This window comes from Gordonibacter sp. An230, assembly GCF_002159915.1.
Lineage (GTDB): Bacteria > Actinomycetota > Coriobacteriia > Coriobacteriales > Eggerthellaceae > Rubneribacter.
Genome location: NZ_NFJP01000034.1, coordinates 1 through 25,796, shown reverse-complemented (window position 1 = coordinate 25,796; position 25,796 = coordinate 1). Strand labels below are relative to the sequence as shown.

19 protein-coding genes are annotated in these 25,796 nt (G+C 69.0%); 13 read left to right on the top strand and 6 right to left on the bottom strand.

Annotated elements, in window-relative coordinates; translation table 11 throughout:
* Position 1 precedes the first annotated feature (1 nt).
* From B5F40_RS14020 to B5F40_RS13970, 10 genes are all read left to right on the top strand, one after another.
* The gene (locus tag B5F40_RS14020) at positions 2–1,747 is read left to right on the top strand and encodes an ABC transporter ATP-binding protein (protein WP_087194892.1); all 1,746 of its coding nucleotides are present in this window, start codon (positions 2–4) and stop codon (positions 1,745–1,747) included.
* Positions 1,748–2,056: 309 nt separating this feature from the next.
* Entirely contained in the window at positions 2,057–2,434 is a 378-nt protein-coding gene (locus B5F40_RS14015) for a metal-dependent transcriptional regulator (protein WP_087194902.1), read from the top strand.
* 815 nt (positions 2,435–3,249) lie between these two features.
* Positions 3,250–3,669, top strand: a complete 420-nt coding sequence (locus tag B5F40_RS14010; protein ID WP_087194891.1) for a 6-pyruvoyl trahydropterin synthase family protein — start codon at positions 3,250–3,252, stop codon at positions 3,667–3,669.
* Positions 3,670–3,968: 299 nt separating this feature from the next.
* Positions 3,969–4,505, top strand: a complete 537-nt coding sequence (locus B5F40_RS14005; protein ID WP_087194890.1) for a nitroreductase family protein — start codon at positions 3,969–3,971, stop codon at positions 4,503–4,505.
* Positions 4,506–4,810: 305 nt separating this feature from the next.
* The gene (locus B5F40_RS13995) at positions 4,811–5,437 is read left to right on the top strand and encodes an MptD family putative ECF transporter S component (protein ID WP_087194888.1); all 627 of its coding nucleotides are present in this window, start codon (positions 4,811–4,813) and stop codon (positions 5,435–5,437) included.
* Positions 5,437–6,165 carry an energy-coupling factor transporter transmembrane component T gene (locus B5F40_RS13990; RefSeq protein WP_087194887.1) on the top strand — a complete coding sequence of 243 codons (729 nt, stop codon included), beginning with the start codon at positions 5,437–5,439 and terminating at the stop codon, positions 6,163–6,165. Before B5F40_RS13995 ends, B5F40_RS13990 begins: the two co-directional genes overlap by 1 nt.
* Positions 6,166–6,239: 74 nt before the next feature.
* Positions 6,240–7,808, top strand: a complete 1,569-nt coding sequence (locus B5F40_RS13985; RefSeq protein WP_087194901.1) for an ABC transporter ATP-binding protein — start codon at positions 6,240–6,242, stop codon at positions 7,806–7,808.
* A 49-nt stretch (positions 7,809–7,857) separates the two neighbouring features.
* Entirely contained in the window at positions 7,858–8,859 is a 1,002-nt protein-coding gene (locus tag B5F40_RS13980; RefSeq protein ID WP_087194886.1) for a helix-turn-helix domain-containing protein, read from the top strand.
* Between the two features lie 172 nt (positions 8,860–9,031).
* Complete coding sequence (locus B5F40_RS13975) at positions 9,032–11,155, top strand: ABC transporter ATP-binding protein (RefSeq protein ID WP_239443072.1); 2,124 nt, start codon at positions 9,032–9,034, stop codon at positions 11,153–11,155.
* Positions 11,148–12,911: an ABC transporter ATP-binding protein gene (locus tag B5F40_RS13970; protein ID WP_087194885.1), complete on the top strand. Its 1,764-nt coding sequence runs from the start codon at positions 11,148–11,150 to the stop codon at positions 12,909–12,911. The genes B5F40_RS13975 and B5F40_RS13970 overlap by 8 nt, the downstream gene beginning before the upstream one ends.
* A gap of 314 nt (positions 12,912–13,225) precedes the next feature.
* On the opposite strand, the gene feoB is transcribed toward B5F40_RS13970, so the two are convergent.
* Both feoB and B5F40_RS13960 read right to left on the bottom strand, forming a co-directional pair.
* Positions 13,226–15,451, bottom strand: a complete 2,226-nt coding sequence (feoB, locus tag B5F40_RS13965) for a ferrous iron transport protein B (protein WP_087194884.1) — start codon at positions 15,449–15,451, stop codon at positions 13,226–13,228.
* Complete coding sequence (locus B5F40_RS13960; protein ID WP_087194883.1) at positions 15,448–15,675, bottom strand: FeoA family protein; 228 nt, start codon at positions 15,673–15,675, stop codon at positions 15,448–15,450. The genes feoB and B5F40_RS13960 overlap by 4 nt, the downstream gene beginning before the upstream one ends.
* 196 nt (positions 15,676–15,871) lie before the next feature.
* Between B5F40_RS13960 and B5F40_RS13955 the strand changes: the two genes are divergently transcribed.
* Positions 15,872–16,867 carry a helix-turn-helix transcriptional regulator gene (locus B5F40_RS13955; RefSeq protein WP_162610997.1) on the top strand — a complete coding sequence of 332 codons (996 nt, stop codon included), beginning with the start codon at positions 15,872–15,874 and terminating at the stop codon, positions 16,865–16,867.
* A gap of 555 nt (positions 16,868–17,422) precedes the next feature.
* Here B5F40_RS13955 and B5F40_RS13950 read toward each other — a convergent pair.
* Positions 17,423–18,052, bottom strand: a complete 630-nt coding sequence (locus B5F40_RS13950; protein ID WP_087194881.1) for a TetR/AcrR family transcriptional regulator — start codon at positions 18,050–18,052, stop codon at positions 17,423–17,425.
* A gap of 335 nt (positions 18,053–18,387) precedes the next feature.
* Between B5F40_RS13950 and B5F40_RS13945 the strand changes: the two genes are divergently transcribed.
* Positions 18,388–20,379, top strand: a complete 1,992-nt coding sequence (locus B5F40_RS13945; RefSeq protein ID WP_204217434.1) for an ABC transporter ATP-binding protein — start codon at positions 18,388–18,390, stop codon at positions 20,377–20,379.
* On the top strand, positions 20,372–22,210 hold the full coding sequence (locus B5F40_RS13940; RefSeq protein WP_087194880.1) for an ABC transporter ATP-binding protein: 1,839 nt from the start codon (positions 20,372–20,374) through the stop codon (positions 22,208–22,210). The genes B5F40_RS13945 and B5F40_RS13940 overlap by 8 nt, the downstream gene beginning before the upstream one ends.
* Positions 22,211–22,328: 118 nt before the next feature.
* Here B5F40_RS13940 and B5F40_RS13935 read toward each other — a convergent pair whose 3' ends face one another.
* The 3 genes from B5F40_RS13935 to B5F40_RS13925 form a co-directional block, all read right to left on the bottom strand.
* Entirely contained in the window at positions 22,329–22,760 is a 432-nt protein-coding gene (locus B5F40_RS13935) for a C-GCAxxG-C-C family protein (RefSeq protein WP_087194879.1), read from the bottom strand.
* Between the two features lie 410 nt (positions 22,761–23,170).
* Positions 23,171–24,871 carry an FAD-dependent oxidoreductase gene (locus tag B5F40_RS13930; RefSeq protein ID WP_087194878.1) on the bottom strand — a complete coding sequence of 567 codons (1,701 nt, stop codon included), beginning with the start codon at positions 24,869–24,871 and terminating at the stop codon, positions 23,171–23,173.
* Positions 24,872–25,015: 144 nt separating this feature from the next.
* Positions 25,016–25,796, bottom strand: a 781-nt coding sequence (locus B5F40_RS13925) for a helix-turn-helix domain-containing protein (protein WP_140396517.1), incomplete at its 5' end; no start/stop codon positions are given.

The following is a 25,796-nucleotide window of genomic DNA, read 5'->3' as shown; positions in this document are numbered from 1 at the left end:
CATGTTCGCGCTTGTCAAACGAGTGCTCGATCTGGCCGCCAGCTTTTCGCCGGCGGCGCGGCGCAGCCTGATCGTGGGCATGGTGTGCAACGTCCTGAAGGCGTTCTTCATGGCGGGGATGCTGGGCGCGGTGTTCTGGGCGCTGGAGAATCGCGACCATTTGGACGGCGTCGTGGCGCTGCAATGCCTCGGCATCCTGCTCGTCAGCGTGGCGGGGCAGTACGTGTTCCAGTACCTCGTGGACATCAAGATGGACGCGCAGGGCTTCGATATCTTCCGCGACCTGCGGCTTCGCGTGGGCGACCGCCTGAAGGGCGCGCCGATGGGCTACTTCTCCGAGCAGCGCCTGTCGGCCATCACCACCACGCTCACCACCACGGTGCACCAGCTGGAGGAGTTCATGACCATCTGCCTGACGGGCCTTTCGGGCGGCGTGGCGATGGCGGTGATCATGAGCGCGTTCTTCCTGTTCGTGGCGTGGCCGGTGGCTGCCATCACGTTCGCGGGCATCGCGGTGGGGCTGTACGTGCTGAACGTGCTGCGCCGTCGCGCCACCAGCGTGACGCGCGAGGTGACCGCCGCGCAGGAGGCCATGAGCGACAAGGTGATCGAGTACGCCCGCGGCATGGCCGTCCTGCGCACGTTCAGCACGCCCGACGAGGCGTTGGCGGCCGCAAAAGCGTCCTTCGAGCAGAAGCGCCAGGCCGACTACCGGCAGGAGGCCGCGGCTCAGGGCGTCCTCAAGCTGTACGCGCTCGTGTTCAACGTGGCCAGCTGCGCGGTGCTGTTCGCCGCGTGCGCGCTGTACCTGAACGGCGCGCTGCCGCTGTCGTGGGCGCTCACGCTGCTGGTGGCGGCGTTCATGATCTACGGCGAGCTCATCCACGCCAACGACGCGGCGTTTCTCACGAAGAAGATCGAAGGCGAGCTGGACCGCGTGGACGAGGTGTGCGCCATCCCGAAGCAGGACACGACGGACGCACCGCTTGAGCCGCGCGGCTTCGACGTGGAGCTGGACGGCGTGAGCTTCGCCTACGACGCGGACCGGCGGGTCATCGACGACGTGTCGCTGCGCATTCCCGAGGGCACCACCTGCGCCATCGTGGGGCCGTCCGGCTCGGGCAAGACGACGCTCGTGAACCTGATCGCGCGCTTCTGGGATGTGGACGCCGGCGCGGTGCGCGTGGGCGGGGCCGACGTGCGCGAGGGCACGGCGGAGAGCTTGCTTGCGAACGTGTCGATGGTGTTTCAGAACGTGTACTTGTTCAACGACACCGTGGAGAACAACATCAAGTTCGGCGTGCCGGACGCCACGCACGAGCAGGTGGTTCAGGCGGCGAAGCGGGCGCGGTGCCACGAGTTCATCAGCGCGCTGCCGCAGGGCTACGACACGGTGCTGGAGGAGGGCGGCGCGTCGCTTTCGGGTGGCGAGCGCCAGCGCGTGAGCATCGCGCGCGCCATCATGAAAGACGCGCCCATCGTCATTTTGGACGAGGCCACCAGCTCGGTGGACCCGGAGAACGAGCACGAGCTGATAGCGGCCATTGCCGAGCTGACGCGCGGCAAGACGCTCGTGAGCATCGCACACCGGCTGAACACGGTGGCCGATGCCGACCAGATCATCGTGGTGGACGAGGGCCGCATCGTGCAGCGCGGGACGCACGAGGAGCTGATGCGCGATGCGGGGATCTACCGCGACTTCGTGAGCCTGCGCCGCGAGGCCGCCGGCTGGCGGCTCGCGAGGTAGCGTCCGCGCGCGGCCGAGGCGGGGCGGCGCCATCGCGCGCGGCGGCCCTGGTGCGCGCCGCCGCGCGGGCCGGCGTGGATGCTCCGCTCCGCACCGCCCCCATGCGCGCAGGCAGTTCGCCGTGCGGTGTTGACGCGGCGCCGCGTCGAAGCGGGGCGGTGTTTCCGTGCGTTACGCGGCTGGGACAAAACGTCCGATCGGAGCAGGAGCGCGACCCTTTGGAGTGGAACGGGCCGCTCGTTTCTGGTATACCGAAACGAGTGAAGGCGAAGCGCGCGCCGAAAGGGACCGCGCAGCGAGGTGGCAAGCATGAGACAACCTGTTCACGAATCTGCCGAGAACTACCTGAAAGCCGTGCTCGCGATCCGTCGCGAGCACGGCTTCGCACGGGCCGTGGACGTGTCCGAGCGTCTTGGCGTGTCGAAGGCGAGCGTGTCGAAGGCCCTGTCGAAGCTCGAGCGGCAGCAGCTTGTGCGGGTGGTGGCCCATGACGTGCGGCTCACCGAGGAGGGGCGCGCCGTCGCCGAGCGCGTGGCCGGACGCCATGAGTTCTTCTTCGGCTTGCTGCGCGCAGCTGGCGTGGAGGAGCGCGTGGCCGACGAGGAAGCCTGTCGCATGGAGCACTGCCTGAGCGAGGATTCGTTTCAGAAGCTGGCGGCCTCCCTTACCGTCCGTCCTTGCGCCTGACGCGCGCTCGGCCCGCCCGCGCGTTTGTTCGGCTTGCCGCGATGGCGGGCGCCGGCCGGCGGCGGGGCGGGGCCCGTTTCGCGAAGCTGCGGTTCTGGCGGGCGTTGGCCGTCTGAGGGCGGCGCGAGTGGGGTGTGGGCGGGCGGCGCGCGCGGCTCGAGCGGAGGGCGGGCGGCGCGGGTGGCTTGGGCAGAGGGCGCCCATCCGAGAGGGCGGGCGGCGCGGGCGGTTGAACAGAGGGCACCCGCCTAAGAGGGTGGGTGGACGGCCCGATGCCCTGCTTTCGGGCCGCATTCGGGAGCGACGCGCCCGAGGTTTTCCCGGATTTGGCGGGTTTTGACGGAAAACCGCGATCGTCCGGAGGGCCTTTCTCTCGGGGAGCCTGTGGCATCGATTCCGACCAGGGTCGATGCGGAGATCTGCGGGCGGGACGGCTCGCTTAGATCCGACTCGGCGCTTTCCGACCGTGGATTTCCGTCAAAACCCGCCATGAGCCGGGCATTCTCTGGCGCTGCATGCCCTCGGCCCTCGGACCGCTTGCCGTCCCCCTCGCGCTCCTCTCTTTCGGGTCGCTTGCCGCCTTCGGCCTGCCCGGCCCTGGTCCTTGATCTGCGGCTTTCGATCGCGGTTCCGGTCCCGACTCGCGGCTCTCGATCCTGGGACGGCGGCTTTCCCAAGAGTTCCCAAAACGGGCCTTTCCTGAACTTGCGCGGTAAGGGAGAAGTTGGCACACTTGTTCTATGAATGCCGGTGAGATGCCGTCGTTTCAGTGTGCTATCATGGCGGCGACTGAAGAGATCGTGCAAAGGAGCGTCATGTACGGATTGAAAACCGAGGCCAGCTTCGACTCGGCCCACTTCCTGACCGACTATTACGGCAAATGCGAGAACCTTCACGGACACCGGTGGCGCATGGTGGTTCGTATCGAATCCACCGATCTGCAAGCTGACGGCACGATGAAGGACATGGTGATGGACTTCGGCGTGTTCAAGCGGGCGGTGCGCGCCTTGGCCGAGGAGTTGGACCACACCTTCCTCGTGGAGGAGGGATCGCTTGCCGATGCGACGCTGGCAGCCCTTGAGGCCGAGGGCTTCAGCCTGACCATCCTGCCGTTCCGCACGACGGCGGAGAACCTTGCGCGCTATGCGTGCGAGCGCTTGACGGAGCAGGGCCTTCCCGTGTCCCAGGTGGACATGTACGAGACTCCCAACAACTGCGCCGTTTACCGTGTGTGATAGCGCCTCCGCTCTTCGCCGATGCGACGGCGGGGAGGGGTGATGGGGGGCGAGACAAGGGCGTGCGACCGCGCAGCATGCGGCTGCTGCGCCACTGGACGGACGCGCGCTTCGTATGCCGTTCGCCGGACGCGAGGAGGTTTTTGAAAGGCGCGTCGGAAAGCGGCGCGCATTCGGCGCCTCTCGGCTTGCGTTCGAGGGCGCGATGAGGGAGAATCGCGGCGACAGAGAACGTGCGGCGCGGCGCCGTCCGAAGGCGGGTCCGCGCGGCGAGACGGCTGAGGAAGGAGCGATGCGCCATGGGTTTTCTCGAGGTGGCGAAGGCGCGCTACTCGGTGCGCGCGTACGAGAAGCGTGCGGTCGAGCAGGGGAAGGTGGATGCCGTCCTGGAGGCGGGGCGGCTTGCGCCGAGCGCGTGCAACCGGCATCCCTCGCGCGTGATCGTGGCGACTTCGGCGGCCGACCTTGAGAAGATGGCGCGCTCGGCGCCGAACTTCGCGAAGGACGGGAGCGTGTTCGGGGCGCCGCTCGTGCTGCTCGTGTGCGTGCGCCCCGCTGACGCGTGGCGGCGCTCGTACGACGGCATGGTGAGCGCGGACATCGACGCGACCATCGTGTGCGACCAGATGATGATGGCCGCGCATGACGCGGGCCTCGGCACGTGCTGGGTGTGCCACTTCGATCCGGACGTCGTGCGCTGCGAATTCGATCTGCCCGAGGAGGTCGTGCCGGTCAACATGCTCACGGTGGGATACGCGGCAGACGAGCCGCGTCCGGCCGACAAGAGGGAGGCGCGCCGCATCCCGCTCGTGCAGTTCCTCGACGTGCGCGCCTGAGGCCGATAGGGACGGGAACGAAGGGCGAGGGGGACTGCTCTCTCGGCTCTTTTGACGAGCGCGGGCAAGGGCGAGGACGAGGGCAAGAGCGAAGGCGAGAACGAAGGCGAGAACGAAGGCAAAGGCAAGGACGCCGACGGCGTGACGCGCGACAGCATGCGGGCCCTTGATCCTCCGTGCGGCGCGCGGGCGGATTCGCTGGCCGAACGGAACAGGCGCAGCCGATCGGGCTAAACAGCCGCCGCCCGTTGCCACATACTGTCTCCGATGTAAGTAACCTAAGGTTAACTAGTGAGGAGACAGCAATGGCAACGCACGCCGTGGCGCAAGCGCGTCCGTCCGACGGCCGCGTCCTCAAGGGGCGCGACCTCATCACCATCGGCATTTTCACCGCCATCTACTTCGTCATCCAGTTCGCGACCATGCTGCTGGGCGGCCTCCATCCGGCGCTGTGGGTGTTCATGCCGGTGCTCGACGGGCTTTTGGCCGGCATCCCGTTCATGCTCATGTGCGCGAAGGTGCAAAAGCCCGGCGCGGTGGTCATCATGGGCCTTATCGTGGCGCTCATCTACTTCGTCACCGGCATGTTCACGCCGCTCATCTTGGGGATGATGGCGGGCGCGTGCGCGCTGGCCGAAGCCGTGCGCGCGCTCGCGCGGTGGAAGGGCTTTGCGGGCAACGCCCTCGCCTATGCGGTGTTCGGGTTCGGCATGTGCGGCAGCCCGCTTCCCATCTGGGTGTTCCACGATTCGTTCATGGCTCAGATCTCGGCGCAGGGCATGAGCGCCGAGTACTGCGCCACGCTGGACGCGCTGGCGAGCGCACCGGTGCTCGTCGCGATGCTGGCGGGCACGTTCGTCGCGGGGCTGGCGGGGGCGGCCATCGCGCGCGTCCTGTTCAAGAAGCACTTCGAGAAGGCCGGGCTCGTCTGATGGAGCGGGTTGCGCCTGGTGCGAAGCGTTTCACGCTCGGCGCGCGGGAGCGCAGGGGCCTCGTGGCGCTCGATCCCCGCGCGATCTTGGGCGTGCTCGCAGCCGCCTCCGCGGTCGCGTTCATGTCGAAAAGCCCGGCCGTGGAGCTTGCGCTCGTGGCCTCCGTGGCGCTTTTGCAGGCGCTGTGCGGGCACGTGCGGATGGCGCTTGGGTATCTTGGCTGCTACGGCGCGCTGTGGGCGATCCTGACCTTCGTGTTCCCAAACGTCGGCGGCATAGCGGCCACGATGTTCACGATCAGCCTCACGTTCTCGCGCAAGGTGTTTCTGTGCCTGATGGCGGGGTCGCTCCTCGTGGCCGAGTGCTCGGTGCACCGGTTGTGCGCGGCGCTGGCGCGCTTGCGCGTGCCGCAGGTGGTGCTCGTCCCGCTCACGGTGACGATGCGCTATTTCCCCACGCTGGCCGACGAGGCCTCGCACATCCGCGACGCCATGCGCCTGCGCGACATCCCCGCGTCGGCGCGGATGGAGTGCTTCGTCGTGCCGCTGGTGATGTCGGCCACCTCCACGGCCGACGAGCTGTCGCGCGCGGCCACGTGCCGCGGCATCGAGAACCCGGCGCGCTCCACCGACACCGAGCGGCTGCGCATGCGCGCCGTCGACTGGGCGGTGCTCGCGCTGGCGGTTGCGGCGGCGGTGGGCACGGCGCTCTGGGGAGGTGCGTACTGATGGCGGCTGGCGGGCGAAGCGCGATGACGCGCGGGGGCGAAGCGGTCCGCGGGCGCAAGACGGCGGGCGGGCGCATGCCTGGTTGCAGACGCGCATCTGCGGGCGAGAACGGGGCGGTTCGCGAGGATGCGGCGACGTGCGATAGCGCGGTCACCCGCGAAGGCGCGGACGCGAGCGGGCGGGTGCGCGGGCGCGCGTCCGCGACGAGCCGCGCCGACGACGCGCCCGTCGTGGAGCTGCGGGGCGTGTCGTGCACGGCGCCCGACGGATCGCGCATCCTCGACGACGTGTCTTTGAGCGTGCGCCGCGGCGAATGCGTGCTTCTGTGCGGTCGCTCGGGTATGGGCAAGACCACGATCACCAAGTGCGTGAACGGGCTCATCCCCCAGTTCGAGCCGGCGGTCGAGCGCACCGGCGAGGTGCGGGTCTGCGGCCTCGACCCCGCCGCGTGCGAGATGTACGAGCTGGCCTTGCGCGTGGGCAGCGTGTTCCAGAACCCGAAGTCGCAGTTTTTCAACCTCACCTCGAACGACGAGCTGGCTTTCGGCTTGGAGGCGGCCGGCGTGGACGCCGAGGTCATCGAGCGGCGCGTCGGCGAGACGGTGAGGGCCCTGCGCGCCGAGCGGCTTCTCGACCGCGACGTGACGAAGATGTCGGGCGGCGAGAAGCAAAGCCTCGTGTTCGCCTCGGTGGACGCGATGGGCCCCGACGTGTACGTGCTCGACGAGCCGACGGCGAACCTCGATGCCGAGGCCGCGCGCATCCTGCACGATCACGTGGCGTCCATCCTCGCCCGCGGCAAGACCGTCATCGTGGCCGAGCATCGGCTGCATTTCATGGCCGACCTCGTCGATCGCGCGCTGCTCGTGGAAGGCGGCCGCATCGTGCGCGAACTCGCCCCCGACGAGCTGCGCGCGCTGCCCGCCTCCGAGCGCGAGCGGCTCGGCTTGCGCGCCGTCGATCCCGCCGACGTGCTGGCCCTGCGCTGTCCGCCTACGCCCCGGCCCGCCCGCGCCCTGCTCGAGCGGGGCCTGTCGCTGCGCGGCTTCTCGTGCTCGCGCGCAGGGCGGCGGGCGTTTCCCCCGGTCGACCTCGACGTGCTGCGCGGCGCCGTCGCGGGCGTCATGGGCGGGAACGGCGTGGGCAAGACGACGCTTCTGCGCGCGGTGGCGGGCCTTGAGCGCGCGACGGAGGGGACGGTAGCCTTCGACGGGCACCCCCTCGATGCGAGGGCGCGACGGCGCACGTGCTCGCTCGTGATGCAGGACGTGAACCACCAGCTGTTCGGCGACAGCGTCCGAAGCGAATGCGAGCTGGCGCTGGGCGGGGCCGCCTCCGATGCCGCCGCCGAGCGCATCGCGGAGGTCCTTTCCGCTCTTGACCTGGAATTGCTTCCCACCCGGCACCCCATGGCGCTGTCGGGCGGGCAGAAGCAGCGGCTGGCCGTGGCGTGCGCGCTCTTAGCCCGGCGGGAGGTGCTTTTGCTCGACGAGCCCACGAGCGGCCTCGACTTCGGCCATATGGTCGACGTGAGCCGGCTCGTGCGCCGTCTGGCCGAGCGGGGCATCTCCATCGTGGTGGTCACGCATGATCGCGAATTCATCAGCCGCTGCTGCGACAGCGTGTATCATATGGGAGACTGAGCGGACGGCCTTCGAAGAGCGGGGCCGTTTCGGATGAGCAAGGAGCACCATGGCGAATGTCGCGAACACCGCATCTTCCCTCGATTTGCTGCGCTGCTTCGAGGACGGCGCCGTTGGGGGCTGCGGCGTGGACGTGAGGCAAAGCGGCGGGCGCTGCGTCGTGCGGATGGCCGGAGACGCGGGCGAAGGGGTCATGCGCTTCTTCGAGGTGCTTCCCGGCGTGCGCCTTTCGTTCAACGACTTTCATATGGAGGAGTGCGAGTCGGGCTTCGCGGTGAGCGACGAGGTGCTGTGCGTCGACTACTGCTTCGAGGGCCGGATGGAGCAGCTGCTGTCCGATGGGACGTGCTCGTACGTGGCGGCGGGCGATCTGAAGGTGGACGACCGCACGCGCCATGTGGGGCGCTTCGTGATGCCGCTGGCGCACTACCACGGCATCACCGTGTCGTTCGAGGTCAAGCGCGCCCAACGCTCCATCGAGCGCGCGTTGGGCGGTTTTCCGGTCGACTTGCGCGCGCTGCGGCGGCGCTTCTGCGCAAGCGGCGATCCGGCCATCATGCGCGGCGTGCCCGGTGCGGAGCGCATCTTCTCCGACCTGTGCGCCGCCCCTTCCGAGGTGCGCGCGGCCTGCTTCAAGCTGAAGGTGCTCGAACTGCTGCTGCTTTTAGAGACGACGGACGCGAGCCCTGCGCTCAACGAGCGGCGGCCGTACTTCCACCGCTCGCAGGTGGAGAAGGTGAAGGCCGCGCGCGATAGCATGGTGGCCGACTTGTCCGCGGGGTTCTCGGCGCGCGAGACGGCCGAGCGCGTTGGCTTGCCGCTCACCGCGTTCAAGGCGTGCTTCAAGGGCGTCTACGGCATGCCCCCGTTCGCCTACCTGCGCGCGCGGCGCATGGAGCGGGCGGCGCAGCTGCTGCGCGACACCGGCTTGCGCGTGGCCGACATCGGCCTCATGGTGGGCTACGACAGCCCGTCGAAGTTCACCGCCGCGTTCAAGGACGTCATCGGGCAGACCCCCACCGCCTACCGGCGCGCCCGCGAGGCGCGGTAGGCAGACGCCGCGAGCGGTTTCCCTGCGCGGCCCTCGCCGTGCGCTGCGAGCGTTTTCCGGACGTGATGGGGGGAGTGCGCCTCGGCGAACTTTTTGACCGATCGGAGCAGGCCCGCCCGTGCGGAGCGGACGCGGTGCGGCGTCGCGCCTATGATCTTCGGAACCGAAGGCAATGAAAGCTTCCGAAGAGGGTGATGGCGAGATGGAGAAAGAGAGCGCAGGCGCTGAAGAGCGGCGCGCTCGCGCGGACGCGGGCGACGGCGGCAGCCCAGGCGGCTGCGCCGCCGCTTCTGGGCGTTCCCGCGACCGGGCGGTTCGCGCCAAGGCCGCGACCGTCGGATCCGATGCGAACGCCGCGGCGAAGCGCGCGCGTCCCGAAAGCAGGCCGTGGCTCCTCGTGCTGCTGTCGTACGCGGGGCGGTGCCGGGGCAAGATGGCGGCTTCGCTTGCCGCCTCGGTGGCCAGCGTGGCGATGGGGTTCGTGCCGTTTTACGCCGTGTACCGCATCATGGAGATCGTGATGGGCGCGTCGGGCGGCGAAGGTGGAGCCGGGGCGTGGGAGGCGGCGGTGCCGTGGATTGCCGCAGCGGCGGCGGCCTACGTGGCGAGCAAGGTGCTGTTCGGCGTCTCGACCTTGCTTTCGCACGTGTCGGCCTACACGATCCTCGCGCAGCTGCGGCGCGACTTCGCGACCAAGCTCATGCGCGCGTCGCTGGGCACGGTGCAGGGCAAGAGCATCGGGCAGATCAAAAACGTGTTCATCGACCGCATCGAGGGCATCGAGCCGCCGCTTGCGCATATGATCCCCGAGCTGTCGGGCAGCTTCCTTCTGGCGGCGGGGCTAGTGGCGTGGCTGGCGGCCATCGATTGGCGCATGGCGCTCGCGTGCGTCGCGACGGTGCCCGCAGGCCTGGTCGTGTTCGCCGGCGGCCTGTCCGCCTTCAATCGGATGTACGCCGCCTATGTGGAAGAGGGCAACCGCGTGAACAGCGTGATCGTGGAGTACATCGAGGGCATCGAGGTGGTGAAGGCGTTCAACCAGGCGAGCGACTCCTACGAGAAGTACGCCGGCGCGGTGCGGGCGTTTCGCGACTTCACGCTGGGCTGGTTCAAGGCCACGTGGGTGAGCATGAACCTGGCGACGTCCATCATGCCCACCACGCTTCTGGCCGTGGTGCCCGTGGGGCTGGCGCTCTACCTCGGCGGCGAGCTGGCTCCTGCCGAGCTGGGGCTGTGCCTGGTGATGGCGCTCGCGGTGGTCGATCCCGCCATGAGGCTGGGGGCGTTTCTGAACGAGGCCAAGTCGATGGAGTACGCCGTGGCCGACGCCGACGAGTTCTTGCGGCTGCCCGAGCTGCCCGAACCCCGCGAGCGTGCCCGCGTGCGCGGAGCCGACGTGGAGCTGTCCGGCGTGCGCTTCTCCTACGAGGAGGGCGAGGAGGTGCTGCACGGCATCGACCTCGCGATTCCGGAAAGCTCGTTCGTGGCGCTCGTGGGACCGTCCGGCGGCGGGAAGTCCACGGTGGCGCGCCTTGTCGCGCGTCACTGGGACGTGGGTGCCGGCAGCGTGCGCATCGGCGGCGCGGACGTGCGGGACATGCCGCTCGACCAGCTTTCCGAGTTGGTGAGCTATGTGGCCCAGGACAACTTCCTGTTCGACTGCTCGCTGCGCGAGAACGTGCGGCTCGGGCGTCCCGGCGCCACCGACGAGGAGGTGGCCGCCGCCGCTCGCGCCGCGTGCTGCGACGAGTTCGTGGCGCGGCTGCCGTGCGGATGGGACACGCCTGCGGGCGAGGCGGGCAGCGCGTTGTCGGGAGGCGAGCGCCAGCGGGTGAGCATCGCGCGCGCCATGCTGAAGGACGCGCCCATCGTGGTGCTCGACGAGGCCACGGCCTTCGCCGATCCGGAGAACGAGGACCGCATCCAGCGCTCGATCGCAGAGCTGACGCGCGGCAAGACGCTCGTCGTGATCGCCCACCGGCTGTCCACCGTGTGCGGGGCCGACAAGATCGTCGTGATAGAGGACGGAAGCGTCAGGGACGAGGGCGCGCACGAAGAGCTGCTTGAGCGATGCGCGCTGTACGCGGACATGTGGGAGGCCCATGTGGGCGCGAAGGGCTGGGCCGCGGGGTCTTCGGGTGCCGGAGGCGCGGCGGGCGCGCGGAGGGGCCGCGGTGCGCGAAGCCGCGACGGCGCGGGGGCGCAAGGCGCGGCGCGCGGGACGTCCGGCGCGGCAAGCCGTGCGGCGGATGCGGACGGGCGCAGTGTCGGGAAGGAGGTCGATCCTCATGCTTAAGGCCCTCGCGCGCATCGTGAGGTGGACGGGAAGGTACCGGCGCAACCTCGTGCTGGGCTGCGTGTGCTCGTTTTTCATGACCTGGGCGACGGCGGCGCCCGTCATGCTGGCGGCGTGGCTTCTCGGGCAGGTGGCAGACGACGCTCGCGGCGCGAGCACGCTCGATCCTGCATGGGTTTGGCTGTCGTTGGCCGCCATCGCGGCCTTCGTGGCGCTGCGCTTCGCGTTCTCGTACGGCAAGAACCGCCTGCAGGAGAGCATCGGCTACGAGGTGGCCCCCGAGGAGCGCATCCGCATCGGCGCCGTGCTGAAGCGCGTGCCGCTCGGGTACTTCGACAAGGTGAAGACGGGCGACATCCTGGCGACCGCCACCACCGAGCTGGGCATCCTCGAGCTTCAGGGCATGAAGATGGTGGACGCCGTCATCAACGGGTACGTGAACCTGGCCGCCATCGTGTGCTTCCTGCTCGTCATGAACCCGCTCGCCGCCGCAGGCGCCCTCGCGGGCGTGGCGGTGTCGTGCGCAGCGCTTGCGCAGGTGAACCGCACGGCCACGCGCCTCGCCCCGGCGGCGCACGAGGCCACCGAGCGCCTTGCGAGCGACATCGTGGAGTTCGTGCGCGGGCTGGGCACGGCGAAATCATTCAGCCATGGCGGCGCGGCGAGCAAGCCCTTGCTGCGGACGGTCGAGGACCTGAGGCGCGCCCGCATCCGCATCGAGTTCGGATTCACGCCGAAAAACGTGATCCACCTTGCATCGCTCAAGCTGGCCAGCGTGGCGCTGGTCGCCTCGTCGGCGTGGGCGTGCCTTACGGGCGACTTGCCGCTGTGGATGTTTTTCGCGTTCTCGCTGTTCTCGTTCACCATCTACTCCGGCGTGGAGCGCGTGAACGATTCGGCGCATATGCTGGGCGATCTGAACGACATCATGGACCGCCTCGAGAAGATAGAGCAGGCGCGCTTCATCGACGAGGACGGCCGCGACGTGCGCCTCGATCGCTTCGACATCGCATTCGAGGGCGTGTCGTTCTCCTACGGCGAGGGCGAAGGGGCGCGCCGGGTTCTGCACGACGTGAGCTTTCGCATCCCGGAAGGCTCGACCTGCGCCATCGTCGGCCCTTCCGGTTCGGGCAAGACCACCATCGCGAACCTCATGGCGCGCTTCTACGATGTGGAGGCGGGGCGCGTGGTCGTGGGCGGGCGCGACGTGCGGGAGCTTGCGTGCGACAGTCTGCTGGAAAACTTCTCGATGGTGTTTCAGAACGTGTACCTGTTCAACGACACGGTGGAGGCGAACATCGCGTTCGGGTGCCCCGGCGCGACGCATGAGGAGGTGGTGGCCGCGGCGAAGCGGGCGTGCTGCCACGATTTCGTGAGCGCTTTGCCGCAGGGCTACGGCACGGTGGTGGGCGAGGGCGGGGCGAGCCTGTCCGGCGGGCAGAAGCAGCGCATCTCCATCGCGCGGGCGCTTTTGAAAGACGCGCCCATCGTGGTGCTCGACGAGGCCACCGCCAGCGTCGATCCCGAGAACGAGGCGCTCATCCAGCGCGCCATCGAAGAGCTGACGGCGGGCAAGACCGTCGTGGTCATCGCGCATCGGCTGGCCACCGTCGAGGCCGCCGATCAAATTCTCGTGGTTGACGGCGGCACAGTGGCGCAGCGCGGCACGCACGACGAGCTCATGGCCGAAGGCGGCACGTACCGCCGCTTCGTGGAGCTGCGCGCGGCCGCCGAGGGCTGGCGCATCGCGGGGTAGGGCGGGGAGCCGCTCTCCCGCCCGGCGTTTTCTGGTGGCGCGCGGTAGGCGAGTGCGCTCGCACGGAGGTTGCCGCGCACCTTTGGGAGTGGGGCGAGCGGTGGCTCTCTCGGGATGGCGTGCGGCAAATCGGCTCGCACAGCGAGCTGTTCGGCACATGGCATCTTCCAAGATGCACTGTCGCAGTGCATCTTGTGACGAAAAATGCACCCTTACGGTGCATGAGGGTGGCGGCACATGGTGCGGATGCCATGTGCCGCCACTGCGCGTTGTCGCTTTCGTCCGCGTCGCGCATCCTCTGCGTTTTGCACGCGTTAGAAGAACAGCGAGGCTACGTGGAACACTATGCAGCCCAGGATGAGCGAGCTGGCTATGTAGAACGCGGCGGTGATGACCGTCCACTTCGTGGAATGCACCTCGCCCCAGGTGGCCGACACGCTGGCGGCGCAGGGCATGTTGAACGTGAACGCGAAGATGAACGCCAGCGCCTCGGGCGCCGAGATGGCCTGCGCCATGATCTCGCCGATGTTGCCGGCCACGGCCACGCCGCCCGTCACGGCGGTGACGACGGCCGCGTTGGGCGTGGCACCTCCTGCGAACAGGCCCGACAGCACGCCGAGCGCCGATTCCTTCAGCACGAGCGCGCACAGCCATGCGGTGAACGTCTGCCAGCCCATGCCGAAGAACTGCGTGATCGGCTCGATGGCGGTGCCGAGCGCGTACAGCGCCGAGCCCTCCACGCTGCCGGTGCTTGTGTAGGTGAGCGCCCAGATGGCGAATGCGAAGATGGCCACCACGCGGATGGCGCGCACGAACATCTGGCGGCTTTTGAGGGCTGCGCCATGCAGAACGTTCCCCAGGCGCGGCCGATGGTAGGGCGGCAGCTCCATCACCAGCCCGGCGCGCTCGCCCTCCTTCACCAAGCGCGGCCCGAACAGGCGGCCGACCGCCCACATGAGCAGGATGCACACGCAGAAGATGCCCACGATGACCAGCGGCGCGCCCATGCCGAAGAACGCCACGGCCAGCACCGGCACCACGCCCCACGTGGAGCCGCAGGGGATGGCCCACGCCATCATGACGGTGAGCATGCGCTGCCCCCACGAATCGATCACGCGCGAGCCCGACACGCCGCCCATCGTGCAGCCGAAGCACATGAGGAAGGGCATGAGCGACTTGCCTTGCAGCCCGAAGCGCGACATGGCATGGTCGAACACGTAGCTGATGCGCGCCATGTAGCCCGATTCCTCGTACAGCCCGAATACAAGGTTGATGCCGAATACGTAGCCCACCATCATGGTGCCGAAGCACAGGCTGTTGCACACCACGCCCGAAAGAAAGCTGCCCACCACATCGGGGATGTCCGCGCCCGAGAGCGCGAAGGCGGCTTCCTGCCCGAGGGAGGAGATCATCCCGCCCACCATCATGATGGGTATCGCCGGCACGAACGCCAGCACGAATCCGAGGAGGATCATGCCGACGGCGAGGGGTTTGGAGAGGCGCGAGCCCGTGGCGAGGCGGTCGAAGCGCGAGAGCGGCGATGCGGCTTTCGCCCTGCCGGTGCTCGCGGTGGAGGCTGCCTCGCGCCCGCCCGCAGCCGAGGCGGCGTTTGCCTCGCGCCCGCCCGCAGCCTCTCCTTCGCGCTCCACCGCGCCCGCGATCAGCTGCTCCACCCATGCGAAGCGCGCCGCGCCCGCGTTCTGGATGTCGTCCTTCACGCCGCGCAGCGCCTTGTCGAGCGCGGCGTTCGCGGCGGCATCGACGTGTTGTTGCACCAGCTCGCGCGCCGGGCCGTCGCCCTCGATGAGCTTCGCCGCCAGCCAGAAGCGGCTGTGCGGCCCGATGCCCTCTTCCGGCAGCTGGGCTGCCACGGCGTCCCACGTGCTGCCGAAGCGCTGCGCCATGGCGCGCTCGAGGGCGGCGGGGTCGATGACGGCCCGCTCGTCGCACGCGCGCTCCAGCGCCTGGTAGAGCGCGTCGTAGCGCGTGCGGTCGGCGGCCACGAGCGGCACCACGGGCACGCCCAGCCGCCGCTCGATGGCCGCCGCGTCGATGCGCTTGCCCTGCCCCTCGGCCACGTCCATGAGGTTCAGCACCAGCACGGCCGGACAGGAGATGCCGGCGAAGTCGGCCAGCATGTACAGGCTGCGCTCCAGCTGGGAGGCGTCGGCCAGCACCAGCACCGCGTCGAGGCCGCCCTGCGCGAGGAAGCCGCGCGTCACCTCCTCTTCCGGCGACATCGCCGACAGCGCGTAGGAGCCGGGCAGGTCCACCATCTCGTAGGCGCGCCCGCCGTGCTGGAAGGTGCCCGTCTTGCGCTCCACCGTCTTGCCGGGCCAGTTGCCCACGTGCTGCCGCGCGCCGGTGAGGCCGTTGAACAGCGTTGACTTGCCGGAATTGGGCTGGCCCAGCAGGGCGATGCGCCGTGTTCCCGGCGCCCGCGCCGCGGAAGCGCCGCCCGCCGCGGCCCCCGCGCCGCTGGCTGCGCTGCCGCCCGCACCCGCGCCCGCCGCGCACCCGTCGCACTGATCGCAGCTCATAGCGCCTCCTCCACGCGGATGCTCTCGCAGTCGCCGCGGTCGATGGCGATGGCGCTGTCGCGGCATCGCACCAGCACCGGGCGCTTCCGCTTGTTCTGCAGCACGTCCAGCACGCAGCCCGGCGTGAGCCCGATGGCGGTCACGCGCCCCAGGAAGCGCGCCGTGCCCGCGGTGGCCGCGATGCGCACGCGCGCGCCTTCCGGGGCGTCGCTCAACTTCATCATAGAGGTCCTTCCTCTCTCGATTCGCCGCTGCGCCAAGCGGCCTCGCGGCGGGCGCAGCGCGTTTCATGGTAGGCGCTGCGCGCGTGGGGCTTCAACTCCGTTTGTACGTTTTAACTCCATATCGCAGCAAGTTAGCCTTATCGAATTAAAAGGTCGCCTAGGCGGTTATAATGCGGAAAGAGAAAGGAGGCGAGGTATGCGCGAGCCTTTTTCGCTCGAAAAGATTCATCTATCGACAGGCATGCATGTCTCGTTTGACGGGCAATGCTACGAGCTTTCGCTCGACGAGCCGTTGGGGCGCGGCACCATGCGTACGTTCGTCGTGTCGCCGTGGTTTCTGGCGAGCACGGTGGACTTCGAGGTGGAGCGGTGCCCGAACCTGCTGCCGCCGCAGGACGGGGACGCGGGCCGCCTTCTGGACGACACGTGGTTCTCGATGAACTTCTGCATGGAGGGCCGCTGCGAGGTGCTGGTGCCGTCCGAGGGCTTCGCCGTGGTGGGGACGGGCGATTTCTGCGTGGGGCATGCGCGCACGCAGCCGGGCGAGTTCCGGTACCCGTCGGGGCGCTATCGGGGCGTGGAGCTGTTCGTGAGCACGCGCGTGCTGCGGGACCCCTCCTTCGCGGCGTTGGCAGAGACGGGGATTCCGTTGGATGCGTGGGTGGGCGGGCCGGATGCGACGGTGGTGTTCTCGGGGGATTGGGCGCTGAACGACGCGATGGGGCGCATCGGCGCCGCTGCGGAGCGCTTGGACGCCGCGCGCTGCAAGATCGGCCTCATGGGACTTCTGCCCGACCTGTTCACGCGGGATTTCTCCGCAGCGCGCCCGCCGACGTTCCTCACGCCGGCGCAGATGGGCATGGTGCGCGCCGTGCGCGACGAGGTGGAGCGCGCGCCCGCCGAGCCCCACGACGTGCGCGCCCTCGCCCGCCGCTTCGGTGTGGGGGCGGCCACGTTGAACGGGTATTTCCGCAGCGTGCAGGGCATGTCGGTGGCCGCTTTCGTGCGCGATCGCCGCATGCGCCTCGCCGCCGACCTCTTGGCCTCCACCCGCCTGAACGTGGCCGAGGTGGCCCTGCGCGCGGGTTACTCGAACCCCAGCAAGTTCGCCGAGGCGTTCAAGCGCCTCCAAGGCGTCGCTCCGTCGGAGTACCGACGATCTCGGGCGGTTCTCCCTCGGGGAATCGCGTAGCGCGGCTCGGCCTCGGCTGCGTCGGGCACGGGGGTGCGCTTGCGAGCGCGTCGGTCAGGGGGCTCGCGGGCGCGGGAGGCGTGGGTTGCGCTTGCGCTCGCGGGTGTGGGCACGGTAGCACGTTCCGCGCGAGAATGTTTCACGTGAAACATTCGTACGCCAAATTGCGAGAGTCCGATGTCGATGCGGAAACGGCGCTCGTCTGCCCTTGCGCTCGCGGGTGTGGGCGCGATGCGGTGGAGAAAGCGCCCATCGCGCGCCTCCACCCCTCCTTGCGTTTGCGGGCGCGAACGCGGCGCGGCTGCATTGGGCGGGGCTGCGCTCGCAGGCACGGTGGCGCGTTCCGTGCGAGATGTTTCACATGAAACATCTGTACGTTGAATTGCGAGGATCCGGCGCTGATGCGGAGACGGCGCTCGTCTGCCCTTGCGCTTGGGAGCGGGACGTAATGCGCGGGCCGCCGATACGGGAGGAGGGGCGTTTCAAGGGAAGGCCGCGGCGCTCGTTCGCGGCGATCGCCGCGGGGGCGGCGACGGGGAGGCGAGGCGACGGGCGTCAGCGCGGTTGCGATGGCGGCGCGGGGACGGGGGAGGAGGGCTCGGGGTCGAAGAGGGCGCGCGCCATGGCGTCGATGATGATGCCGACTGTGGCGTCGAGCGCGTCGGCGTGCACGTTCTCTTCGTTGAGGTAGAGCATGGCGATGGCCTTCTGAAGGTTCGCGAACGTTCGCCAGTCCGCATGCGGGCTTACGCCGTCAAGCTTCGAGAGAATCCATTCGGATGCCTCTCGGTCGACATCGGGGCTGAAGGAGCGCTCGCGGGGCCATTTCTCGCTCAGGTAGCGCCAGCCGTCGACGCCGACAGCGCGGTACAGCTCGGCACCGTCGCGCCACATGCGCGAAAGCCAGCTCTCGAAAGCCGCGCGGTCGATCTTCCCGCCGGCTCGGTCGGCCAGCTCTTCGAGCTCCGTCGCGACGCGCGTGCGCCCTTTGACCACGATCTGGTAGACGAACTCCTCTTTGGAGGGGAAGAAGCTGTAGAACGTCCCCTTCGCGATGCCCGCGCGGCTGGTCACCTCGTCGATGGTGAGCCGGCGCAGACCGCGCTCCCTCATGAGGTCGAACCCCGCCGCAAGCAGGCTCTGGCGTATCTCCGCGCGGCGGGCTTCGTTGAATATCGCGGGCATGGCGTCCTCCTTGTCGTCGGGTGCGCATCGCGGCGGGCAGGGCGTCGTCCGACCGCGCGAGGCACGCCGTCTTCGACCACGCGATGAGCCGCATGATCGGAGGCGCGACGGGCGAGCGAAGCCGTTTTTCTCGGCTCGGTGCCTTCATCGAACAGATGTTTCACGTGAAACATCTGTTTCTGCACGGTTGGCGGCATCTGATGTCCTCCGTGCCATCGTAACCTATATGACCGAAAGTTGAAAGATGGTCATTTTCCCGTTGCCTTGCAAGTTATCGTATGCTAACTTAAATGACTGAAACTAAGAAATTGGTCATTTAAGGAAGGGAGCGGAGCATGAAGGCGAAGACGGCGGTGCGTCCCGCGCTTTCGACGGTGTTCTCGAAGGCGCAGCGCGCGTTCTACGAAAGGGCTGCGGATCCTCCGTCCGTCCCCGGCGCAGGTGCCTCCAGCCCCGGCGCGGGCGGCTCCGGCAGAGATGCCGCCCCCGCCGCAGGCACCCCGTCCGCGCGCCCCAAGCGCAAGCAGGGCCTCGCGCGCCTCATGGAGCTGGCGGGGCGCAAGCGCGGGCTGCTCGTCGGCGCGGTCGCGCTGGCCGTCGCGGCGTCGGCGGCGCGGTTCTCGCCCTTCATCCTCGTGTACTTCATGATGGACCAGGTGGTCATGCATTTCCACGATTTGGCCTCCATCGATTGGCGCTTCATGGCCGCGCTTGCGGCCGGTGCCCTGGCCGCTGCGGCGGTGTACGGCGTCGCGATGTACCTCTCCACGATGCTCGCGCACACGGCGGCGTTCAACATCCTGTACGAGGTGCGCGTGCAGCTTATGGGAAAGCTCGCGCGCGTGCCCTCCGGATTCTTCTCCGACGTGCGCCAGGGCGAGGTGAAGAAGGTGATGAGCGCCGACGTCGAGCAGATCGAGGGCTTCGTGGCGCACCATCTGGCCGACGCCGCGTCGGCCGCCTCGCTTCCCCTTGTGGCCATCGCGTGTCTGCTCGCGGTGGACTGGCGGCTCGCGCTCGCGCTCGTCATCCCCATCGTGGCGGCGTTCATCCTGATGGGACGCGCTCTTGCGACGCCGGAGGGGGCGGCGTGCCAGGCGGCTATGCGCGCGTCCGGCGAGACGTTGGAGGGCACCACGGTGGAGTACGTGCACGGCATGTCGGTGGTGAAGGTGTTCAACCGCAGCCTTTCGGCGTTTCGGCGCTTCGAGGCCGACGCGCGCGAGTACGTGGGCAACATCAAATGGGCGACGTACTTCAACGCTTCGGGCATGGGCAGGATGTACGCGGCCATCGGCGCTCAGATGCTGTGCCTGCTCGTCGCGGTGCTGCTCGTCCTGCCCGGCGTCTCGGCCGACGGGCAGTCCTACGCGCGCTTCGTGTCCACCGTGCTTCTGTTCTTCCTCGTGGGGGCGGGGATGAAAGAGCCCGTCTTGCAGATGATCACCCAGACGGTGACGATGAGCGGCGTGAACGCAGCGGTCGAGCGCATCGACGAGATCCTCGACTATCCCGATCTCGCCGAGCCCGCCGAGCCGCGCGAGCCGCAAGACGCGAGCGTGGAGTTCTCCCAGGTGTCCTTCTCGTATGCGGGGCCGGACGGGCCGCGGGCGCTCGACGACGTGAGCTTTCGGCTCCCCTCCGGCAGCGTCACGGGCCTCGTGGGCCCTTCCGGCGGCGGCAAGTCGACCATCGCGGCGCTCATCCTGCGGTTCTTCGACGCGGATGAGGGCGCGGTGCGCGTGGGCGGCGTGGACGTCCGCGAGCTCTCGTCCCAGCGCCTTTCCGACACCGTGTCGTTCGTGTTCCAGGACACCTTCTTGCTGGCCGACACGCTGGAGGCGAACATCCGCATGGGAAACGAGGTCGCCACGCGCGACGAGGTGCTTGCGGCGGTGCGGGCGGCGTGCATCGACGACGTGGTGGCGCGCCTGCCCGAGGGCCTTGACACGCGCATCGGGCCGGGCGGCACGTACCTGTCGGGCGGCGAGGCGCAACGCGTGGCCATCGCGCGCGTGTTTCTGAAAGACGCGCCCATCGTGGTGCTCGACGAGGCCACGGCCTACGCCGACGCCGAGAACGAGGGGAGGATCCAGCAGGCGTTCGCGCGGCTTGCACGGGACAAGACCGTGCTCATCATCGCCCATCGCCTGAAGACCGTCGAAGCCGCAGACCGCATCCTCGTGATGGACGAGGGCCGGCTTGCGGCGCAGGGCCCGCACGATGCGCTCGTGCGAAAGAACGCGCTGTATCGTCGGATGGTCGAGGCGAACGAGCGGCGCGACGCGTGGGACATGGCCGCAGGGAAGGAGGATCGTCGTGGGTAGCCTTGCAGAATCGCTCGACCGCCTGACGCTCAGGAGGCCTAAAAACTACTGCGCGATGGTCGGATGGCGCATCCTCGATTCGATGGTCAGCTCGCTGCCGACGGGCATCATGGTGGCGGCGGTGTACGTGCTGATGGGCCCCATCGCCGATCCGGGATCGACGCTCGACGTCCGCGCGCTTGCGCTCTGCCTCGTCGCGCTTGCGGCCCAGCTTGCGCTGTCGTACCTCTCTTCTCGCAAGATATACATTCTGACCTGCGCGGGAACGGCCGACATCGTGCTCGAGGCGCGCCTTGCGATGGGCGAGAAGCTCAGGCGGCTGCCGATGGGCTTCTACAGCGAGCGCGATGCGGGCGATTTGACCTCGGTGCTTCTGCGCGACTATCGCACCGTGGAGAACTACGGCGGCGAGCTTTTGTCGCAGGCGGGGTGCATCCTCACGAGGCTCGCGGTGTTCTCGGTGTTCCTCGCCGTGTTCGACGTGCGCATGGCCGCTGCGACGCTTGCGGTGGTGCCGCTGGCGCTTCCGTTTCTCTATCTGGGGTTTCGGGGGCTCTCGCGCGTCTCAGACGAGATGGCGCGCGCCTTGCGGGAAAGCGACGCGCGCAGCATCGAGTACGCGCGCGGCATCCGCACGCTCAAAGCGTTCGGCTTGGCGGGCGAGCAGTTCGCCGCGCTCGAGCGCAGCTTCGATGAGCTGCGGCGCGTGTCCATCAAGAAGGAGGCGGCCTCGCGTCCCGTGGCCGTGTTCGGACGGCTCGTGCTGTCGTGCGGCATCGGCGTGGTGATGGCCGCGGGCACGGCCCTTCTGTCGCAGGGCGCGCTCCATCCGTTCTCCTTCATGGTGTTTCTGCTGGTCGCGCTGAATCTGTACGAGCCGGTGATCTCGCTGGTCTATTTCCTGTCCGACTTCTCGCATGCCGACAAGGCGGCGCGGCGCATCGACGCGGTGCTCGACGAGCCCGAGCTTTCCGAGCCGGCTTTGGAGAAGCGGCGCGCGGCGCAGGGGTTCGACTACGCGTTCGAGGAGGTCGTGTTCGGCTACGGCGCGCCGGGAAAGGAGCGCCCGGACGCCGATGCGGCGCCGGGGGCGAAGGCCGCGCAAGGCGCGCCGGACGACGTGCTGCGCGGGCTTTCCCTCGAAGCGCCGCAGGGCGGCATGACCGCCCTCGTGGGGCGCTCGGGCTCGGGCAAGTCGACGGTCGTGCGGCTTATGGCCCGGTTCTGGGATCCGCGCGCAGGCGAGGTGCGCCTCGGCGGCGTGCCGCTTAAGCGCATGGGCGCAGACGCGCTGCTTTCGCGCGTGAGCATCGTGTTCCAAGACGTGTATCTGTTCCAGGACACCATAGCGGAGAACATCCGCATGGGGCGCGAGGGGGCCACCGACGAGGAGGTGCGCGATGCGGCCCGCCGTGCGGCGTGCCTCGAGTTCATCGAGCGGCTGCCCCAGGGCTTCGACACGGTGGTCGGCGAGGGCGGCTGCACGCTCTCGGGCGGCGAGAAGCAGCGCATCTCCATCGCCCGCGCGCTTTTGAAGGACGCGCCCATCGTGCTGCTCGACGAGGCGACGGCGTCGCTCGATCCGCAAAACGAAGTGCTCGTCCAACGGGCCGTCGCCGAGCTCGTGCGCGACAAGACGGTGGTCGTGATCGCCCATCGTCTGAGGTCCGTCCGCAGCGCCGCGCGCATCGTGGTGGTGGATGGCGGGGTCGTCGCGGAGAGCGGCACGCATGACGAGCTTGTGGCGGCGGGCGGCCTGTACGCCGGCATGTGGTTCGAGCAGCAGCGTGCCGGCGAGTGGCGGCTTGGGGGCGATGTTCCGCGGCCGTAGGCGGTCGGCGCGGCGGGGCGGGCGGGCGCGATGGGCGCGCCGGCGGGCCGAGACGGGTGCGGGGGAGCGAAGGCGAGCGAGCGGAAGGCCGCGAGCACGGACGACGGGCCGAGGGCGATCATCGGGCGTGCGCGTGCAACTCGTCGAGCAGTCCGGCGGCGAGGGCCACGCCGTCCTCGATGCAGCCGCTGCAGCTGCGAAGCGGCGCGCCCGTGCGCTCGCCTTTGAGGTCGGCGCAGATGGTGGAGCCGTTCTTCGCGCGGAACGCCTCGACGAGGCGGCGCACGTAGCGGTACGTGAGCTCTTTGCTGGTGGGGTCGGCCGCGCCGTTGCTGGTTGCGAGGCCGATGGCCATCGCGCCGCCCGAGACGGCTCCGCACGTCTCGCTCATGCCGCCCATCCCCCGGCCAAGCCCTTCGGATGCGCGGAAGCAGACGTCCTCGTCGGCGCCCAGACGCGGCGCGAGCGCGCAGACGACGCATTGGGCGCAGTTGAAGTTGCGGTCGTGCAGCGCAAGGGCGCGTGCGACGAGGTCGGCGGTATCGTTCAAAGCGGGCTCCTCTCATGAGACTGACCCGCTTATGATACCGCGCTTCCACCCGCCCGACGGCGCGGGTCGGGTTCGGGGAGGCGCGCGGTGCCGGAGGGGGTGCGGGCGTTCGCGCGCTTGCGGTGCGCTGCTGCGTGCGGGGCCGCATGCGAGGAGGCGGGCCGCGGCCAGACGCGCGGCAGCGCGGACGCGAGGCAGCCTAGATGTGCGGCGGCCTGGGCGCGCGGCGGTCCAGGCGCGCGGTAGCACAGGCGTGCGGAAGCCCAGATGTACGGCGGCTCAGATGCGAGGCAGCCCAGGCGCGCGGAAGTCCAGGTGCGCGCTCGCGAAAAGGGCCGGACGCGCACGGCGTCCGGCCCTTGCGAGGAGGCGGGAGGGAGGGGAATCGCCTCCTCGCGCCGCGAAGGCGGCTAGGAGAAGTCGAGCTCGCCGATGGTCGTGCCCTTCGCGCACGCCTCGCCCACGAGCTGGCCGAACGTCACGCAGCGGCCATGGCTCACGCCGGGGCAGTGCACGGGGTAGTCGTTGCCGAAGAAGTCGCCCTGCACGTTGCCGATGGCGAACAGGCCGGCGATGGGCTCGTCCTCGGCGGTGAGCACCTGGGAGTCGGCGTTCACATGGAGGCCGAACGGGATGGTGAGCGTCGAGCACACGTTCTTCGTCGCGTAGAACGGGGCGGTCCTCACCGGGCAGAGGAACTGCGCGGGCACGTTGAAGTCGACGTCCTCGCCCGCTTCGGCCATGCTGTTGTAGCGCTCGACCGTGGCCTTGAGGGCGTCGGCGGGAACGTCGATCTGCGCGGCCAGCTCGTCGAGCGTGTCGGCTTTGAAGAGCTTGCCTTCGTCAAGCCACTTCTCCATGACCTCGGCCAAGCCGTCGGTGAAACGGTCGAAGCGCTCGGGCTGCTGCTGCATGAGGTACGTCTCGTAGTCGCTGTCGAAGAGCGACCACGCCACGTTGCCGGGGGTATTCATGCGCGCGTTCGTCAGCATGGGCTCGAAGGGCATCTCGGCGCCGTAGCGCTCCCCGTTGGCGTTCACGGCGAGCCAGCACATGATGAACGACGTGAGGTTGAACTCGAGCGAGTCCAGCGTGAACTGGTGGATCATCGGAGCGGCGGGGCTCTTCGACAGCGCGGCGCCGGCCCAGGCGCCCATGATCAGGCCGTCTCCGTTGTTGAAGCCGGTCGGGGCGTACACGTTTGCGTCCGAGCGGTTGGAGATGGGGCAGAACGCGTCGATCATCTCCTGGTTGCCGCCGATGTCGCCCGTGGCCAGGATGACGCCCTTCGAGGCGTTGTACTGCACGTGCTTGCCGTCCTTCGTGGTGGCGATGACGCCGGTGATGCCGCTGGCCGCGTCGCCCACGAGCTGCTCGGCGCGCGCCTCGAACACGAACTCGGCACCGTTGTCCACGGCGGAGTTGTACACGAGCTCGCCGAGCGTCACGTTGACCGGCTGGCCGTCGTCGCGGGAGTCGTACTTCTCGCCGCCGCGCACGAACGAAACGGCGTCGGGGTAGACGCGCCACTGCTCGGGCAGCGTGGACCACACGCCGTACTTCGCGGTGCCGGACAGCGCCGACACCATGCTCACGCCGTTTTTGGCGCCCAAGTCCCTGATGTAGTCGAACACCTCGCCGGAGCGCGACGCCCACACGTAGATGAGGTTGTAGTTCGTGGTCTGGTGCGACGCCTGGTGCAGGTAGCGCGCCGCGACGCGGGGATCGAGGTCAAGGCCGCTCTCCTCGTGCCACGTGCCGCCGATGAAGCCCACGTCCACGCCGCGCATGGAGATGGTGGTGTTGCGCTCGATCACCACGGTTTTGGCGCCGTTGCGCGCGGCGGCCTCGGCGGCGTTGATGCCCGCAAGGCCCGCGCCCACGACCACCACGTCGAAGTCCTGCGTCTCGGCCACGTCCGTGATGGGCTCGGGGGCGATCTCCCACGTGTGCTTCGCGCCCGCCTCTCCCGCCGACGAGCTTGCGTTCGCGTTCGCGCCGCCAGCGTCGGAGGACGTGGCGGGGCTGCAAGCCGGCAGCGCGACGGCCGCCGCAGCGGCGGCGCCGGTGGCGAGCGCGCCCTTCAAGAAGCTTCTGCGATTGATGTCCATGGCTTCATCCCTTCCCTCGGGGTCCTGAGGACCCGTGTTCCATCTGCCCGCGACGACGGGCCGTGCGGCGTGTGGCCGCATCGAGGTCAGGATGCGGGATTCGGCTCGGCCGGCACAACGCGCGAATCGCCGTATTTTCGCAAATCAGGCGTCTCCCGTGAGGCTTTCGGGCACCTCACGTGGTTCGGGTGATGGCGTCTCATCAGGCGAGGAGGCGAGATCGATGAACTGCTGGCGGTCGTGAACGCCCGCCTTCTGGTAGATGTGGCGCACGTGGGTGCCCACGGTGTTCTCGGAGATGCCGAGGCGCTCGGCGATCCACGGCTGGGTGCGTCCGGAGGCCAGCAGGGAGGCGATCTCGCGCTCGCGCGCGGTGAGCCCGATGCGCTCGAACCAAGCGGCCAGGCGCGCTTCGCGTCCTGCGCTGTCGTCTCCTGTCATGCCGTCGGGGCGGGGGCGGCCGAACAGCATCCACATGTCCTCGCTGCTCAGCAACAGCACCGTGGCGATGACCACGAGGTAGCCGACCACGGTCGTCTCGGCGGCCACGTTTCCGGACGGCGCCTCGTCGAAGCCCACGAGCGCGATGCCGATCGCGGCCCCCGCCGCCGAGCACAGCACCGCGATGAGCCGCATGAGCGCGACGGTTCTGAGCGCGTCGCGCGACTGCGCGTAGGCTATCTGCGAGAACGCCACCCAGATGAGCAGGTCGAGGATCGTGTATCCACCGATGACGATGGCTCCCGACACCCAGAACAGATCGGTGCCGAACAGAAACGCCATGAGCATGAAGCCCGCGATCATGGCCAGGAGGCCCACGCGGTACACGGGGCTGGGCCGTCGCTTCGCCAGCACCACGATGGCGAAGATGAGGATCGACGCCACGCCGCGGGCGACCTGCACGAGGATGCCGCCGGACGCGCCG